We start from the raw sequence: 17,441 nt of genomic DNA on the forward strand, positions 1-17,441 counted from the left end.
CTCCGAATGCCTCAAAATCACTCGCACGGGCTAACTGAATCGACGTGAAAAGCCGCGACACTCGACGATCGAGCGGTACCAATGGGTGTAACGCCGGACCACGGTGCGGGGATATCACGAAGCTCCGCACATCCCGCGACCATGATCAGGAACAACCCCGAACGAGTCGCCGACCGGGAGAGGAACGACCGCGCGCATGCTGCCCTCGATGCTCGCCGAGGAACTGCAAGAACGGCTCACCTCCTACCTCGGCACCACCTTCGCGCTGGCCGAAGACGACGCCCGGCAGAGCCTCACCCGATTCCTCACCGACCCGGCCACCAGCATCTTCCGCGGGCCGTACCTGCGGGTCCGGCTGCCGTTTCGGCGCGCCGACGACACCTGGCGCGAACAGCTCGACTGGGCACCCCGCGAATTCCGGCCGTGGCGGCACCAGGCACTCGCCTTCGAACGGCTCAGCAGCAAAAACCGGCGCCCCGAACCGACGATCGTCACCACCGGAACCGGGTCGGGCAAAACCGAATCCTTCCTGATCCCCATCCTCGACCACTGCGCGCGCGAACGAGCCGCAGGACGCCGGGGCATCAAAGCGCTCGTGCTCTACCCGATGAACGCGCTCGCCAACGACCAGGCCGGGCGCATCGCCGAACTCATCGACGAACACCGCGACGAACTCGGCGACGTCACCGCCGGGCTCTACACCGGCGACTCCGGGCAGAACCGGCACATGAGCCGGGACCACATCATCGAGCACCGGGACGCGCTGTGCGCCGACCCGCCGGACATCCTGCTCACCAACTACAAAATGCTCGACCGGCTGCTGCTCGGGAAAGCCGCCCGTGGCCTCTGGGACGACGCCGCGGACGCGCTGCGCTACCTGGTGCTGGACGAATTCCACACCTACGACGGCGCGCAAGGCACCGACGTCGCACTGCTGCTGCGCAGGCTCGGACTCGTACTCGGCATCGGCGACACCGACCGGCCGCTCGGCTCCGTCGCGCCAGTGGCGACGTCGGCCACCCTCGGCGACGGCGGACGCACCGAAGAACTCCTCGAATTCGCGAAAACCGTCTTCGGCCGCGACTTCACCATCGACTCCCTGATCAGGGAAGACCGGCTCGGCGGCAGCGAATGGATCAACACCCTGCCGGAACCCGCCGACGCGCGCGCCGGGCGCATCCCGCTGCTCGCCGAATTCGCCGACGCCGTGCCGGAAGGACGCGACATCGGCTACGACGACCTGATCGCCGCCACCCTCGACGCGTTCTTCGAAGAGGACTCCGGCCTCGAACCCGCCGATCGGCACGCGCTGGGAGCCGCACTGGCACGGCACCCGCTCACCCAAGCCGTCATCGACGCGACCACCACACCGTGCACCGTCGACGACGTGCTGCGCAGCCTCACCACGGTCGCTCCCACCTGGGCGAACTCGCTGGAAACCGAAGACGCCCAGCGGGCGCGCATCGGGCTCGCCGCGTTCATCGCGCTGCTCTCCCACGCCCGCACCGGAACCTCGTCCCCGCTGCTGCACGTCGAAACGCAGCTGTGGGTCCGCGAAGTGACCCACCTGGTGCGCACCCTCACCAGCGTGCCCACCTTCCAGTGGTACGACGACCACCCCGGTGCGCACGAAGAAACCGTGCTCTCAGCCGTGTACTGCCGGCACTGCGGCAGAGGAGGCTGGGGCGCGGCGCTCGCCGGCCCCACCGGCGGGCAACTCGACGACCGGATCCCGAACGCCTGGAAGATGTCCGCGGTGCGCAGCGACCGGTTCCGCGTCTACCTGCACGCACCCGGTGAAGCCGACGCAGACGAGAACAGCGTCGCCTGGCTCGACCCGGCCACCCTCGAAGTCCGCGGCAGACGGCACCCCGAGGAAACGCTGCTGCCGGTGGTCACGACCCCGGACGGCGATACCGGCGCCGCGCAGAACGGCTCCTGCCCGTCCTGCGGGAAAGACGACGCCATGCGGTTCCTCGGCTCCGGGGTATCGACCCTGGTGTCCGTGGCGCTGAGCCACCTGTTCGGCCACGCCGGAGTGCAACAGGCCGAGAAGAAAACGCTGGTGTTCACCGACAGCGTGCAGGACGCGGCGCACCGAGCCGGATTCGTCGAATCCCGCGCCTACACGTTCAACCTCCGATCAGCACTGCACCGCGCCATCCCCTCGGAAGGCGGCATCCGGCTCGACCAGATCGACAGCAGGCTCATCGACGTGGTGCGCGGACGGGACAAACGGGCCGAGCGCTACGCGCTGCTGCCGCCGGAACTGGTGGACCGCAAAGGATTCCACTCGTTCTGGAACGACAACCGGCTGCGCAACACGCGCCACGTCGAAGAACGCATGTCGTTCGCCGCGCACCTCGAATTCGGGCTGAACTCGCGGACCGGCCGGACCCTCGAACTCACCGGCACCATCAGCGTGCACATCGACACCGACAGCGACAGCTGGCTCGCGACCCGCGTCAACCGCGTCGTCGACGAGAACCGGCCCGCCACCCTCGACCTGCCCGACGGATTCACCGCGCGGCCGCTGGCGTGGGCTCGCGGAGTGCTCGAACGACTCCGCACCCAAGGAGCCATCCGGCACCAGTTCCTCAACGCCTACGTCAACGAAGGCGGCAACATCTGGCGGCTCACCGGCGGCCGCAACCGGGCAAGCGGGATGCCGGGCTTCCGGCGGCGCGGCCCCGTCCCGCGATTCCCCGTCGACGGCCCCGGCACCGACTACCTCGACAGCATCGTCACGCCGCGCACCTGGTTCACCTGGTGGACGCACCGATGCCTCGGCGTCCCCGAAGCCGATGCGCCCAAGCTGGTCAAGGCACTGTTCGAGACCTTCGCCGCCGAAGGCGTCCTCGAAAAAGTCGGTTCCGGAACGGCACGACAGTCCCGGCAATCCGTGGTGTACCAGCTTCCGCCGGACCGGATCCTGCTCGAACGGGTCGATGCGGAACGGCTCGCGGCAGGACACGCGATCCTCCGCTGCGACGTGTGCGCCACCCGAGTACCCGTGCACCCCGACAGCGCTCGGCACCTCACCGACGCCCCCTGCACCCGCAAGCCCTGCCCAGGGCACCTCCGCGTCCACCCGGAAGCCGAGAACTACTACCGCGCGCTGTACGGCAAGGAGAAGATCCGGCGCATCGTCGCCCACGAACACACCGGGCTGCTCAAACACGACGTCCGCACCACGGTCGAACGCAACTTCAAAAACAGCGAAGAACCCGACGCGCCCAACGTCCTCGCCTGCACGCCCACCCTGGAACTCGGCATCGACATCGGTGACCTCGGAGTCGTGGCCCTCACCTCGCTGCCCCGCAGCCCCGCCGGATACCTGCAGCGAGTGGGCCGGGCCGGGCGGCGCAGCGGCAACGCGTTCATCGTCGCCGTGCTGCCCGGGCGGGCCGCCGAACTCCACCACTTCAACTCGCCGCTCGACATGATCGCGGGGGAGGTCACGCCGCCCGCCTGCTACCTCGACGCCGAAGAAATCCTGCGCAGGCAGTACTTCGCCGCGCTCGTCGACCGCAGCGCCGGGCGGCTCGGCAGCAAATGGGGACAACCACGGGACGCGCGGGCACTGCTGGAGAACGGGCTCGACAACGACGAGCGCTTCCTCAAACGGCTGCTCGACGACGCGCGCAAGAACGCCGCCGTGTACGTCACCGAATTCCTCGCCTCGCTGGGTGAGAAGGTCACCGAGCGGACCGCCGCCGAACTGCGCGCCTGGGCAGGTGTCGCCGACGGCGACGACGTTCCCGGCATCGAACGGGCCGTGCAAGACGCCATCGACCGGTGGACGCGGGAACGCGACGAACTCAGCGACCGCATCGGAGAGACGGAGAAAGCGCTCACCGAACTCAAGCGCAAAGAAGCTTTACTCGGCGAAGAAGGACAGAAGGACCTCAAGCGGCTGGCCGGCGAATTCCGGGCCGCCAAGGAGAAACGCAGGAAACTCGTCGACGGCGAAGACTGGCTCGGCAGCCTCGAAGCGCTGGGACTGCTGCCCAACTACACACTCCTCGACGACGTCACCCGGCTCGATATCGGCCTGTGGTGGATCGACGAGGAAACCCAGGAACCCGACATCGAAGAATCCCAGTACGAACGGGGCAGCCGCACCGCGCTCGCCGAACTCGCGCCCGGCGCCACCTTCTACGCCAGCAGGCGTGCCGTGCGCGTCGACGCCGTGGACATCGGCGGCACCTACAACAGCACCGTCCAAGGCTGGCGGTGCTGCCCATCGTGCGGATGGTCCGGGGCGGACACCGGGCCGGTGTCCTGCCCGCGTTGCGACGACCAGGGGGCCGCCGACACCGGCCAACGCCTCGACGTCATCCCGTTCCGGAGGGTCTCCGCGTTCGCCGCGCTCGACGAAGCGCGCTTCGGCGACGAGCAGGAGAACCGGGTCCGCACCAGATTCGACATCGCCACCAGCGCCGACGTCGACCCGGTGGACATCCGCGACACCTGGGAACTCGCCGGATACCCGTTCGGCTCCGAATATTGCCGGAAAATCCGCATCCGGTGGTTCAACCTCGGCCTGCTCGACCGCGGCGGAACGGACCGGCGGATCGCGGGCGCGACGTACTCGGCGCCGCTGTTCACCGTCTGCACCGGATGCGGTGTTGTTCCCGCCGCGCAAGGCAAAGAACGCCACAACGTCCGGCATCGCGGCTGGTGCCCGCAACGGAGGGCGGCCGACCCGGACGGGTGGAAGAACGTCGCCTTGATGCACGAACTGCACACCGAGGCGCTGCGGCTGCTCGTCCCGCCGACCGTCGTCGCCGACGACAGCCAGCTCGCCTCCTTCACCGCCGCGCTGAAACTCGGGCTCCGCGCCGTGCTCGGCGGCAGCCCCGACCACCTCGACGCCTTCGCGTGCTTGGAGAAAACACCGACCGGACGGCGGCAGATGGTGGTGCTGCACGATCTCGTGCCTGGCGGAACCGGTTACCTGACGAAGTTCGCCGCACCCGAGCAGGTCCACGACCTGCTCAACAAAGCCAAAAAACACCTCGAACAATGCCGCTGCGCCGAAATCGGCCAGGTCGCGTGCCACCGCTGCCTGCTCTCCGTCGGGCGATCCGAAGAGGTCGAGCTGCTGCGGCGCGACCGGGCGCTGGGGATCATCAACGAGATCCTCGACCACTGGGAACCCCGCCACGGCGGCGCAGGCGTGCGCACCATCACCGCAGGCGGCGACGAGACGCACATCGAACGCCGCTTCCGCGAACAACTCATCCGATGGGCCAAACGCAACAAACTCCTCGACAAGATCAACGCCGGGGCGAAGGGCGATCGAGTCCGGTTCAGCATCGGTGACAGCGGAACGGACCGCACCCGCCACTGGATCGCCGAACCGCAGGTCAGCATCGACGACTTCGTGCGCCCGGACTTCGTGCTCTCCCCGGTCGGACACGTCAGCGCGCGCATCGCCGTGTTCTGCGACAGCGTCCGCTTCCACGCCAGCGCCGAGCACAACAAAGCCGCCGACGACGCGCGTAAACGGGCCGAACTCCGCGAGCGCGGCTACCTCGTCTGGTCCGTGACTCACGAGGACATGGAAGCCTTCGAACGAGTCCTGGAAGGCGACGAACCAGGCGCGCTGCCGTTCGCGACCAACGCGCAGCACGAGCAGTTCGTGCGCGGCGCCAACGCCACTTCAGGGCTGGGCAGCGTCGCGGCCGCCAAAATCCGCGGCGACGCGATGAGCCTGCTCACCGACTACCTGCGCCATCCCGAACGGGCGCATTGGCGGGCCGTCGCGCAAGCCTTCAGCGCGGGAATGCTCGTCGCAGGCGGCCGGGGACAGGTGCGTGGAGTGGACGGAGCCGACCTCCCCGGCATCGTGCAGCGACACGGCCGAGGGGCGGAGATCAACAGCAGTGGGGCACGCCAGATCGGCTTGACGCACACCGCGCACGGAACTCCGGTCGTGCTGTTGCGCGGCGACCGCCACATCGACGCCGTCGCCGTGCTCGACGATGCGCCCGCTCAAGTCGGAGGGGCCGGCTTCTTGGCGCAATGGCGGGATTGGCTGGCGATCGGCAACCTGCTGCAGATGCTCGATGACGTGCTGCTTCGGTACGCGGCCGTCACCACGACCGGACAGGTGACCGAAGACGACCTTCCCGGCTACGTCCCGCCGGTCAGGTTCAGTCCGGACTGGCGCGAACTCGACGAAGTCTGCAAACCACAGTTGCAGCCGCTGTTGGTTCCGCTCGCATCCCACCCGGTGCCGCTGCCCGAACTCGGCTACGAACCCAACGACATCGACGTACCCATCGACCTCGCCTGGCCCGACGCCGGGTTGGCCGTCGAATACAAACCCACTCGCGAGCGGGTCGACCGATTGCGGGAACTCGGCTGGCACGTCCTCCCGGCCGAACCGGACCAAGTGCCGGAACCTCGCGCGATCATCGAATACCTTGACAGCACAGGAGAGGCGCACTGATGGCGACCGTCGTCATGGCAAAGGAATTCCAGCACAACCTCCAGCTGGACGGTTCGCTGAAGAAGAGCGCTTGGGACCTCGTGCGCAAACTCAGCGCCGACGAAGACCTCGGTGGCCTGCGCCTGAAGAAGCCGAAAGGGTGCGTGGACCCCCGGGTGCGCGTCGCTCGCGTCACCGACAACTTCCGCGCCGTGCTCTTTCTCGCCGGCAGCGAGCACGACGTCATCTACCTCGTCGTGGCCATCCAGCCGCACGATGCCGCCTACGACTATGCGGAAAAGCTTCGGATGCGCATCAACCCCATGAACGGGGTTTTCGAGGTGCTGCGCGACGAGTTGGCGTCTACGGCGGCCACTCCGGAACCAGTGGTGGAAACGAAGGCGGTGGCCGACGACGACCTTCTGCTGTTGCCGTACTCCGCGCGGGAACTGGTCCAGATCGGGATCGCCGAGCACATCGCCGCGCGAGCGGTCCTGCTCACCGATGAGGACGAGCTGCAGAAGCTCTGCGAAGACGCCCCTTCCTGGCAGGGCAGCGCACTGCTCGACCTCGCCGTCGGCGGCTCCGGACTCGACGACATCCCCAAGCGGTACGGAGTCGAGAAGCAACGGCTCGACGGCGAACAGCCCGAAAGCCCCGAACGAGTCCGCGAATCCCTGCAGCACGCGGGTTCGCGAATGGACTTCGTCGTGTTCAGCGATGACGAGCACATGCGGCGCATCCTCGAGGGCGATCTGCGGGACTGGCGGGTCTTCCTGCACCCGGACCAGCGCGCACTGGCCCAGAATGACGGGTGGAACGGCTCCTTCCGCATCACCGGTGGCGCGGGCACCGGAAAGACCGTCGTCGCGATGCACCGTGCCGTGTACCTCGCGCAGCGCACCGAAGGTGAAGTGCTGGTCACCACCTTCACCCGGAACCTCGCCGACGACCTCCAACGCCAACTGAACCAACTCGCCGACCCCGACACGATGAGCCGAATCGTGGTGCGCGGCATCGACAAACTCGCGCGGGACATCGCGATCCGAGCCGATGCCCACGTCGCGCACGCCTTGCGAGACATCGACGAGCGCAAGTACTGGCTGGACGCGCTGGACCAGGCGGGAATCGGAGAAGAAGACCGCGAGGTGCTCACCCCGGAATTCCTGCAACGGGAATATCGGCACATCGTCCTCGGCGGTGAGATCACCAGTCGAGAGGACTATTTCAACGTTGTTCGCCGTGGCCGTAAGGTTCGGTTGAACCGGGTGCAGCGGGCGCGAGTATGGCGGGTCGTCGAGAAATTCGACGAGCAGCTGAAAATGGAGGACAAAACCACATTCAGTCGAATCATCGCCGAAGCCGCGCGAGCCGTCGAGCAGGGCGCCACGCAGGACACCGACCGATTCCAGCACGTCATCGTGGATGAGGCTCAGGACCTGAGTCCCGCGCATTGGCGCTTGCTGCGTGGTCTCGTCCCCGTTCAGCCGAATGACCTGTTCATCTGCGAGGACGGGCATCAGCGGATCTACGGCGAACGCGTGGTGCTCAGCCGATACAACATTCGTACCCAAGGGCGATCTCGCAAACTGACCATGAACTACCGGACCACCCGGCAGGTTCTGAACCTCGCGATGAAGGTGATCGGCGGGGAGAAGTTCATGGACTTGGACGAAGAGATCGATACCGTGGAGAACTATCGTTCGCTGCTCGGTGGCCCCGAACCCGTCATTCAGGAGTTCCGCAGCGCGGCCGACGAGCACAAGTACGTCATCAAGACCATCACGGACTGGCGGGAGGATAAAGAGGATCCCGCATCGCCGGGGGACATCGCGATTCTCGCCAGGACCGCGCAGAACAGGGACCGATTCCTTCGCGCCCTGCACGACGCCGGAATCCCGGCCACCGTCGTCGGCGATGGCCAAGACCGGCCCGGCCAGTCCGATGCCGTGCAACTGGCCACGATGCACCGGGCCAAGGGGATCGAATACCTGCGAGTGTTCGTCGTCGGTGCAAGCGACCAGGAACTGCCGCCGCCCTATCTGTTCAAGGGCGTTGATCCGGAAGAGCAGGCAGAGGCCCGGCAGCGCGAACGCTGCCTGTTCTACGTCTCCTGCACGCGGGCACGGGACCGGCTCGTCGTGACGTACACGGGGCGGCCGACGGAGTTCCTGCCCATTGCTTGACTAGGGACTCGACCCTGACTACAGCGATTCGCGGGTGATGGGGCAGGACATGCAGCGGGGGCCGCCGCGGCCGGTGCCGAGTTCGGAGCCGCTGATGCGCACGACCTCCACGCCGGCGGCCTCCAGGCGGGAGTTCGTCTCCACGTTGCGCTCGTAGGCGACGACGACGCCGGGGGCCAGGGCGAGGGTGTTGTTGCCGTCCTCCCACTGCTCGCGTTCGGCGGTGACCGGGTCGAGGCCGGTGTCGATGACGCGCAGCCGGTCGATGCCCATCGCGTGCGCGGCGCTGGTCAGGAACGGTTCCGGGCCGGAGACGTCCACGCCGCCGTCCTTCGGGCGCAGCGAGTACGCGGTCAGCGAGTGCTGGATCGCCGGGTACATCACCACGGCGTCCTCGGCGACCATCGTGCACACCGTGTCCAGGTGGATCGACGCGCGCTGCTGGGTGATCGGCACCGCGAGCACCGTGTGCGCGAGGTCGTCGGCGAACATCGAGCGGGCGAAGGACTCCGCACCCGCCGGGGTGGTGCGCTCGCCGACGCCGATCGCGACGACGCCGGGCGCCAGCAGCAGCACATCGCCGCCTTCGACGGGCGCGGAGTGCGCGCCGTACGCGCGGCCGGACCGGGAGAAGCGCGGGTGGTAGGCGTAGATCAGGTCGGTGATCGCGGATTCGCGGCGGCGCGCGGGCATCGCGAGCGAGGCGACCGCGACGCGATCTCCCACCCACACCGAGGAATCGCGGGTGAACAGCAGGTTCGGCAGCGGGGTGAGCGCGAAGTCGTGCGGCAGGTGCATCCGGCGCACCAGCGAATCGCCTTCGGCGGCGGGCAGCTCCTCGAACGTCATGCCCGCGATCAGCGCCTCCGCCAGCGCCCGTTCGTCCACTGTGGACAGGTGGGAGCGGAGGGCGTCGGCGATGTCGGTGCCGATCTCGCGCTCGTCCACCGCGCTGAGCACCGCCGCCGCCCGCGCGCGGGGGTCGCGCAGCGTCTCGATCAGCAGCTCGTGCAGCAGCACCACGTCGATGCCGCGGGCGCGCAGCACCTCGGCGAACGCGTCGTGCTCGGCCTGCGCGCGGTCCACCCACGGGATCGCGTCGAACAGCAGCTGATCGCTGTTGCGCGGGGTGAGGCGCTTGAGCTCGTTGCCCGGCCGGTGCAGCAGGACGGTGCGCAGCGGGCCCACCTCGCTGCGCACGTGCGGTTCGGTCGTGCTGCCGGATTCGTTCACGATGCCGCCTTCAGCCGTGTTCGCCGTCGATACCGGAGCCTAGTCGCCACGATCGAAAACAGCGCTGGTCAGCCGACAAAAACATCGATCGTTGCGCGAGAACGGGAGTCGATCAGCGGTTCGTTGCGTCCGGGTGGTGACTCGGATCGTGCGAGGATCAGGGCAGCCAGCCGACGTGCCCGCGCAGCGCCGCGTAACCCACGAACGCCACCACGTCGATCAGCGCGTGCCCGATCACAAGCGGCCACAACCGGTTCGCGCGCTGCCACACCCGGCCGAAGACCAGGCCCATCACCACGTTGCCCACGAAACCGCCGAAGCCCTGGTACAGGTGGTAGCTGCCGCGCAGCACCGCCGACACCCACAACGAGCGGTTCTCCGACCAGCCCAGCTGCCGCAACCGCGTCAGCAGGTAGGCGACCACCAGGGCCTCCTCGGCGAACGAGTTGCCGAACGCCGAGAGCACCAGCACCGGCGCCCGCCACCACGCGTCGTCCAAAGTGGACGGCTGCACGGTGAGGCTCAGGCCCAGCGCGTGCGCCGTCAGGTACAGGCCCAGGCCGGGAACGCCGATCAGCGCCGCCAGCCCCGCGCCGCCAGCGGCGTCGCGCCACGGCCGCGAGCGGTCCATGCCGATCCGGTGCAGCGCCACACCTCCGCGCCACAGCAGGAAGATCCCCAGCCCGCCCCACGCGAACAACCGCAGCGCGCTCGCGAGCTGCCGCAGCAGGTCCAGCAGCCCCGACTCGGCCTGCGGGGCGTTGATCGCCACCGACTGCTCCGCCAGCGACTGGGCCTGGGTCAGCGCGTCCAGCAGCGACAGCAGGCTCTGCAGGCCCGACATGCCGAGCGTCACCGCGAACACCAGGAGCAGCTCGATGCCGATCGCCCGCCGCTGCGCCGGATCGGTCAGCCGGGCCGGTTGCTCCGGGCGGGACGGGAACAGCCACTCGCGCACAGTGCTCACCCGGTGAACCGTACCGGTGGGGGCGCGGCGTCCAGCGGAAACGGCATCCCGCGCCGTGCGGTGGAAATCCGGCAAAACCGGGGACGGGATCCGAGGAACGATCCGCGCCGCGCCGACATCCAAGCCCGGCGCGAACGCACGCGGCCGGGAGGAGCGGCATGGACGGATTTCGGGTGTTCCTGCGCGGCGAACCCCGCATCGACCTGGTGCTGGCCTCGCTCCAGCTCCAGCACCCGTTCGCGGTGCTCGACGGCCCCATCGGCTCCACCGGGCTCGTCGGAGTGCGCGCCGCGGTCCTGGTGGAGCTGTGCGAGGACCACGACGAACCCGGCGGGCTCGGGCGGTACCCGCTGCTGGTGCGCTTCACCGGAACCGACGGCCCGGAGCGGGCGTGGCGCGCGGCGCACGCGTTCCTCTGGACGGTCACCCGCGGCGGCGAGGTCGACGAGGCGCTGCTGCTCGGACCCGGCACGGCACCGCTGCGCTACCACCGGGGCCGCATCGCCCCGGTGCGCGCCGTGCACTCCGAGGACTGATCAGGCCGAGCGCTGACCCGCCAAGAAGGGGCAGCCGACCAGGCGGCGCAGCTCCAGGCCCAGCGACTCGGCGTTGTCCACCGGCGCCGAGAACGCCAGCCGCACGTCGTGATCGCCGTCGGCCGACTCCACCCGCAGCCGCAACCCGAACCGGTCCAGGCCCAGCGGCCGGATGTGCCCGCCGCGCAGGTCGTCCGGCAGGTGCCGGGCGAGCATGCCCACCACGTCCCGGTGCGCGCTCTCCAAGTGCCGCAGCCAGTCGTCCTCGAACAGGCAGAACGGGTCCGGTTGGGCGGCGGTGAACTCCGCGGCAGGCACCGAGCAGGTGCCCTCCGCGTCCGCCAGCACCAGCGACGCGGGCTCCAGCTTCAGCACCGACGCCCCGTGGCCCGCGTCCAGCAACCGGCTGTCCGGGCGCTGTTCGGCGACCGCCAGCACGTCCTCGCGGGCGTCCGAGCCCGTGAGCACCCGGATCCGGCCGGTCAGCCACAGCAGTCCGCGCACCGGTTCGCGCAGCCGCACCGGGGTGGGGTCGGCGACCTCCAGCACCACGGCGATCTCGGTGCGCGGCGCCTGCCACGCGGTCGCGACCAGCGGGTGATCATCGCCGAGCAGCACCGTCGCGGTGCCGTCGGGATGCACGTGGTGCAGCAGCGGAGCGATCCGGGCGGAACTCTCCCCGGAAGGCATCAACGCGGCCCTGCCACCTCGTCGAGCTATCGTCCTGGCCCGCTCCGCCGGGGTCGGCTTGGCCGGGCGACGTGTCGTCCTCTCGCGCACCGCTCACCTCCAACTTAGGTAAGCCTAACCCAGCAGGTCCGCAGGGGAAAGCCGCTACCCGTATTACCAGTTGATCGGATTTCCGCGGCGCGTCCCGAAGGGTGAATTCCACGCCGTGGGACGGGTTCCGGGCCGCGCCGAGATCGACCCGGTGATCGCGGGCGGCGGTCCGATCACGGCCCTCCCGGCGCGGTGGGACGATCGGGCGGGCCTGCGCGACGATCGGGAGGAAAGTCGTTCCGATCGCCCGGCGGGGCGTGGCGGTTAAGATCAATCCGTTCACCGGAACGGCCCGCTCCGGCCGAAGGCCGCCACCCGGCCGGGGCAACGGCACCGCGAACGCCCGCCACCTGCGGTGATGATCCCCCGAACGAGGGCCGCCGGAGACCGCCGAACGTCCGTATATCGGCCACCTTTGTTCACTGAACGGCGCGGCATTAGCGTGTCTGCCGTGTCAAGCGCTGTTGAGCTTCGCGCGCCGGGTCCGCGCGGCATCCCGCCCCTGTTCGCCCGACTGGTCGACGACGCCGCGCTGTTCCCACCGGGGAGCGCGCAAGTCGCCCAGGCGGTCGACGACCACCTAGCCGCCCGAGCGGGCGAGTACTCGGGGGTGCTGGGCCCGATGCTGTGCCAGGCGTCCCGGCTCGCCGAGCTCATCACCGAGCTCGCCAAGGCCAAGCCGGCCGAACCGGTGCCGCTGTCGCTCGTGTGCGACACCGGCCTCGGCGGCGTGCCCAAGGCGCTGTCCATCATCGAAGGCCGCCAGGAACTCCTGGCGCTTCGCATGGTCGAGATGCCCGCGCCCTCCGACGTCGACGACGTGTGGCTGGAACGGGTCTCCGAGTTCGTGCCCGAGGACGTCGTCCGCGTCGTCGAACCGCGCCGCAGCCCCGAAGGCTGGCTGGAGGGGATCAAGCGCGTCGCCGAGCACGGCTGCTGGCCGAAGCTCCGCACCGGCGGCCCCACCTCCGAGTCGGTGCCGCCCGTCGACGTCGTCGCCGACTTCCTCGCCACCGTCAGCACCCTGAGCGTGCCGTTCAAGACCACCGCGGGCATGCAGGCCGCGATCCGCGGCGCCGACCCGGAGACCGGGTTCATGCAGCACGGCTTCCTCAACCTCCTGGTGGCCACGGCGCGCTGCCTGTCCGGCGGCGACGTGCGCGACGCGCTGTCGAGCGACGACGGGGAAGTCCTCGCGGCCGAGGCGAACTCGCTGTCCGACGCCGCCGCGACCGCGGTGCGCGACGTGTTCGCCTCCTACGGTTCCTGCACGCTGACCGGTCCGGTGACGGACCTGGAAGGGCTGGGGCTGTTGTGACCTGGATCGAGGACCCCGAGTTCGCCGCCGACAAGCCGTTCGGGCCGCAGACGCTGCCCTACGGAGTGCTGGTGACCTCGCAAGGTCCGGTGATCTCCGTGCGCGTCGGCAAGCACGCCTTGCCGCTGCGCGGGATCGCGGACGTGCTGGGGCCTCGGCTGGCCGAGCTGGTCAGCGCGAACTCGCTCGATCCACTGCTGGCCGCCGGGCGGGAGCGGTGGCGGGAACTGCGGGAGCGGCTCACCGGGATCGTCACCGCCGGGGCGGCGCCGGCCGGGGCGGAACTGGTGCGCACCGACTGGCACACGCTGGTGCTGCCGTTCACCGTCGGCGACTACGTCGACTTCTACTCCTCGCGCCACCACGCCGAGAACGTCGGCCGCATCCTGCGCCGGGGCGCCGCGGAACTCCCCGACAACTGGACGCACCTGCCCATCGGCTACCACGGCCGGGCGGGCACCGTGCGCGTCTCCGGCACCGACGTGCCGCGGCCCAGCGGTCAGCGGCGCACCACCGGCGACCGGAACCCGGCGTTCGGACCCACCCGCAGGCTCGACTTCGAAGCGGAGGTCGGCTTCATCTGCGGCGGCGAGACCACCGCGCGGGTGCCGACGGAGGACTTCGCCGAGCACTGCTTCGGCGTGGCGCTGGTCAACGACTGGTCCGCGCGGGACCTGCAGGCCTGGGAGTCGCAGCCGCTCGGGCCGTTGCTGTCGAAGTCCTTCGCGACGTCCGTCGCCGGGTGGATCACGCCGCTGGAGGCCTTCGAACACGCCCGGATCGCGCTGCCCGAACGGGAGCACGCGCTGCACGACTACCTCACCGAGACCGACCCGTGGGGGCTGGACCTGCGGCTCGAAGTGCGGTGCAACGACATCGTGCTGTCCCGGCCCCGGTTCGCCGACATGGCGTGGTCCCCGGCGCAGCAGCTCGCGCACCTCACCGTGAACGGGGCGACCGTGCGGGCCGGGGACCTGTTCGCCTCCGGCACCGTGTCCGGGCCCGCGCGGGACCAGCGCGGCTGCCTGCTGGAGCTGACCTGGGGCGGCTCCGAACCGATCACACTGGACGACGGCGAGCAGCGCACCTTCCTCCAGGACGGAGATCGGGTCACACTCGGTGGAACCGCGCCCGGACCGGACGGTTCGGTGATCGGCCTCAGCGAGGTGACGGGCACGGTGCTGTCCGCGACCTGGAGGTGACCGGTGACCCGACCCACCGACCCCGCTCGGTCCCCGTTGCCGCACCGCCCGCGCGGGCGGGAGGACTCCGCGCCGCCCAAGGAGACCTCGCTGACCCTGGAGCGCGGGCTGAACCTGCTGCAGGCCGTCGCCGAAGCCGACGGTGCCGCGCCCACCATCAGCGACCTCGCCGCGACCGTGGGGGTGAGCCGCGCGGCCGTGTACCGGCTGCTGGGGCCGCTGCAGGACCGCGGACTGGTGCGGCGCGAAGGGTCCCGGGTGCGGCTCGGGCTCGGCGTGCTGTGGGTGGCGGGACGGGTGCTGCCGCAGCTGCGGTTCGCGTCGCTGCCCGCGCTGCGCGGACTCGCCGAGCACGTGGGCGCCACCGTGCACCTCACCGTCGCCGACGGCGGCGAGGCGCAGGCCATCGCCGTGGTGGAGCCGTCGTGGACGAGCTACCACGTTTCCTACCGGGTCGGCACCCGTCACCCGGTGCAGCGCGGTGCGGCGGGACGCGCCGTGGACCTGCCGCCGAACGGGCCGCGCTGGGTGGTCAGCAGCGGCGAGCTGCACACCGGTGCCTACGGGGTCGCCGCGCCGGTCCAGGGCGTGCCGGGACTGCGCGCGAGCGTCGGGGTGGTGTCCCTCGAACCCCTCGTCGGCGACGAGGTCGGCCCCCTGGTCTCCGACACCGCCCGAGCCGTCGCCGAAGCCCTCCGCTGACCCGGTTCGGCCTCCCCCTCCTTCGCCGAACCCCGTTCAACCTCCCGCAATTTCGGTCGGCCGGAGCGCCGTCGGGACGAGTGTCTTTGCAGCTCGTCGGGGGTTGCCGTGCTGATGTTGCGAGGCAGAGGGGTTCGATTTCTCGCGAAATTGCGGGAGTTGTCCACAGGGTGGGTGAGGTGAGCGGGGGTGCGGACAGGTCCGTTCGTGATGGGGTGCCGACGGGGAGGAACTCCGGCGCGGAGGGTTCCGATCTCGGCGCGGGGTTGGTAGAAAGATCGCAGCCCTCGGTGGCGCGGAAGGACGTAAGTCCTGGTCCGGACAGGACCTAGGGCCCCTCCAGGAGGGACGGCGGCCCCTGAGCCGGGCGCGGCGCGCACCGGCAGACTGGCCCCGTGGAACTCCTCGACATCGCCCGGTGGCAGTTCGGGATCACGACCGTCTACCACTTCCTGATGGTTCCGCTGACCATCGGACTCTCCCTGCTGGTCGCGGGGATGCAGACGGCGTGGTGGCGCACCGGGAACGAGCGCTACTTGAAGATGACCCGCTTCTGGGGCAAGTTGATGATGATCAACTTCGCGATGGGCGTGGTCACCGGCATCGTGCAGGAGTTCCAGTTCGGCATGGCGTGGAGCGAGTACTCCCGCTTCGTCGGCGACGTGTTCGGCGCCCCGCTGGCGATGGAGGGGATCGTCGCGTTCTTCGTCGAATCCACCTTCCTCGGCCTGTGGATCTTCGGCTGGGACCGGCTGTCGAAGGGCGTGCACCTGGCCTGTGCGTGGGCGTTCTCGCTGGCCACGGTCGCCTCCGCGTACTTCATCCTCGCCGCGAACTCGTGGATGCAGCACCCGGTGGGCATCGAGGTGGTCGACGGCAGGCCGCGGATGAACTCCATCTGGGCGGTGATGACGAACAACACCGTGCTCGCCGCGTTCCCGCACACCATCTTCGGCTGCTTCGCCGTGGCCGGGTCGTTCCTCATCGGCATCGCCGCCTACAAGATCGCCGAGCACCACCGGAACTCCGGCCACGACGACGAGGACCGCAAGCTGTGGCACGGCTCGATGCGGCTCGGCGCGTGGGTCGGCGTGATCGCCTTCGCGGGCCTGGCGCTGTCCGGTGACGTGCAGGGCAAGCTGATGTTCGAGCAGCAGCCGATGAAGATGGCCTCCGCCGAAGCGCTCTGCCACACCGAGCAACCCGCCAGCTTCTCGATCTTCGCCTACGGCGACGTCGGCAGGCAGAACTGCGAGGACGTCAAGAGCTTCACCGTGCCGTACATCCTGTCGTACCTGGCCAACGGCGACTTCACCAGCGAGGTCAAGGGCGTGCAGGCGCTGGTGCCCGAGTACCAGGCCGCCTACGGCACGCACTACCCGGACGATGCGCGGCTCGGCGCGTTCGCCGGGCAGCCCATCGACTACGTGCCGAACCTGCCCGCGACCTACTGGGGCTTCCGGTTCATGATCGGCTTTGGCGGGATGGCCGCGCTCGGCGCCGTCGCGGTCCTGTGGTTCACCCGCAAGGGCCGGTTCCCGAAGGGGCGCTGGTGGGCGCCGCTGGCGGTGGCGAGCATCGCGACCCCGTTCCTCGGCAACGCGTTCGGCTGGATCTTCACCGAACTCGGCCGCCAGCCGTTCGTCGTCGCGCCCAACCCGAACCCGTCCGGAGTGGACGGCGTGTGGATGTACACGGCCTCGGCGGTGTCCTCCGGGGTGACACCGGGCGAGATGCTCACCTCGCTGATCGCCCTCACCGCCGTGTACGGCGTGCTGGCCTGCGTCGAGATCTTCCTGATCGTGCGCTTCGTCAAGGGCGGCGTAGCAGCGACGATGCCCCACGAACCACCAGAAGACGAAAAGTCCGACGACGACACGCTTTCGTTCGCTTACTGAGCCGAGGAGGGCGGTTTGGCTGTCAGCCGTGTCTTGTCAGCGGCGGAGCCGCTGAGCAGCGACCACCTCGGCAACTCGACCACCGGCGGGTTCTCAGCGTTCTTCTCGCGAGGACAGCTTTTTCCCTCGTGGCGGAGCCACTCGGGAAAAAGATCCCGCAGCGAGAAGAACGCTGAGGTT

General features: G+C 69.4%; 11 protein-coding genes. 7 read left to right on the top strand and 4 right to left on the bottom strand.

The genetic code is table 11. From position 1 onward, the window contains the following. Positions 1-196 precede the first annotated feature (196 nt). Positions 197-6,460: a DEAD/DEAH box helicase gene (locus tag ACWD38_RS25140; protein WP_450125043.1), complete on the top strand. Its 6,264-nt coding sequence runs from the start codon at positions 197-199 to the stop codon at positions 6,458-6,460. Next, a complete protein-coding gene (locus ACWD38_RS25145) occupies positions 6,460-8,625 on the top strand; it encodes a 3'-5' exonuclease (protein WP_450125044.1) in 2,166 nt (721 codons plus the stop codon). The genes ACWD38_RS25140 and ACWD38_RS25145 overlap by 1 nt, the downstream gene beginning before the upstream one ends. 18 nt (positions 8,626-8,643) lie before the next feature. Here the strand turns inward: ACWD38_RS25145 and ACWD38_RS25150 are convergent, their stop codons facing one another. After that, positions 8,644-9,825 carry an arginine deiminase gene (locus ACWD38_RS25150; RefSeq protein WP_184485941.1) on the bottom strand — a complete coding sequence of 394 codons (1,182 nt, stop codon included), beginning with the start codon at positions 9,823-9,825 and terminating at the stop codon, positions 8,644-8,646. Positions 9,826-10,015: 190 nt separating this feature from the next. After that, on the bottom strand, positions 10,016-10,825 hold the full coding sequence (locus ACWD38_RS25155; protein WP_184483863.1) for a CPBP family glutamic-type intramembrane protease: 810 nt from the start codon (positions 10,823-10,825) through the stop codon (positions 10,016-10,018). Between the two features lie 158 nt (positions 10,826-10,983). On the opposite strand from ACWD38_RS25155, the gene ACWD38_RS25160 reads away from it, so the two are divergent. Then, entirely contained in the window at positions 10,984-11,361 is a 378-nt protein-coding gene (locus ACWD38_RS25160; protein WP_184483861.1) for a hypothetical protein, read from the top strand. Here ACWD38_RS25160 and ACWD38_RS25165 read toward each other — a convergent pair whose 3' ends face one another. Beyond that, positions 11,362-12,141 carry a DUF2470 domain-containing protein gene (locus tag ACWD38_RS25165; protein WP_343071629.1) on the bottom strand — a complete coding sequence of 260 codons (780 nt, stop codon included), beginning with the start codon at positions 12,139-12,141 and terminating at the stop codon, positions 11,362-11,364. It lies immediately after the preceding gene. 451 nt (positions 12,142-12,592) lie between these two features. On the opposite strand from ACWD38_RS25165, the gene ACWD38_RS25170 reads away from it, so the two are divergent. The 4 genes from ACWD38_RS25170 (at position 12,593) to ACWD38_RS25185 (ending at position 17,261) form a co-directional block, all read left to right on the top strand. Beyond that, positions 12,593-13,459, top strand: coding sequence for a hypothetical protein (locus ACWD38_RS25170; protein WP_343071628.1), 867 nt, complete (start codon positions 12,593-12,595; stop codon positions 13,457-13,459). After that, positions 13,456-14,661, top strand: a complete 1,206-nt coding sequence (locus ACWD38_RS25175; protein WP_450125045.1) for a fumarylacetoacetate hydrolase family protein — start codon at positions 13,456-13,458, stop codon at positions 14,659-14,661. The genes ACWD38_RS25170 and ACWD38_RS25175 overlap by 4 nt, the downstream gene beginning before the upstream one ends. Positions 14,662-14,697: 36 nt before the next feature. Further along, a complete protein-coding gene (locus ACWD38_RS25180; protein ID WP_450125048.1) occupies positions 14,698-15,363 on the top strand; it encodes an IclR family transcriptional regulator in 666 nt (221 codons plus the stop codon). 395 nt (positions 15,364-15,758) lie between these two features. Next, complete coding sequence (locus ACWD38_RS25185) at positions 15,759-17,261, top strand: cytochrome ubiquinol oxidase subunit I (protein WP_450125046.1); 1,503 nt, start codon at positions 15,759-15,761, stop codon at positions 17,259-17,261. Here the strand turns inward: ACWD38_RS25185 and ACWD38_RS25190 are convergent. Then, the coding region (locus ACWD38_RS25190; RefSeq protein WP_450125047.1) for a hypothetical protein at positions 17,255-17,441 on the bottom strand (187 nt) is incomplete at its 5' end. The genes ACWD38_RS25185 and ACWD38_RS25190 overlap by 7 nt on opposite strands.

This window comes from Saccharopolyspora sp. NPDC002578 (genome assembly GCF_053592695.1).

Bases quoted from the DNA above. Each gene is read 5' to 3' on its own strand.
- ACWD38_RS25140 (WP_450125043.1), top strand. From the start codon at position 197: ATGCTGCCCTCGATGCTCGCCGAGGAACTGCAAGAACGGCTCACCTCC.
- ACWD38_RS25145 (WP_450125044.1), top strand. From the start codon at position 6,460: ATGGCGACCGTCGTCATGGCAAAGGAATTCCAGCACAACCTCCAGCTG.
- ACWD38_RS25160 (WP_184483861.1), top strand. From the start codon at position 10,984: ATGGACGGATTTCGGGTGTTCCTGCGCGGCGAACCCCGCATCGACCTG.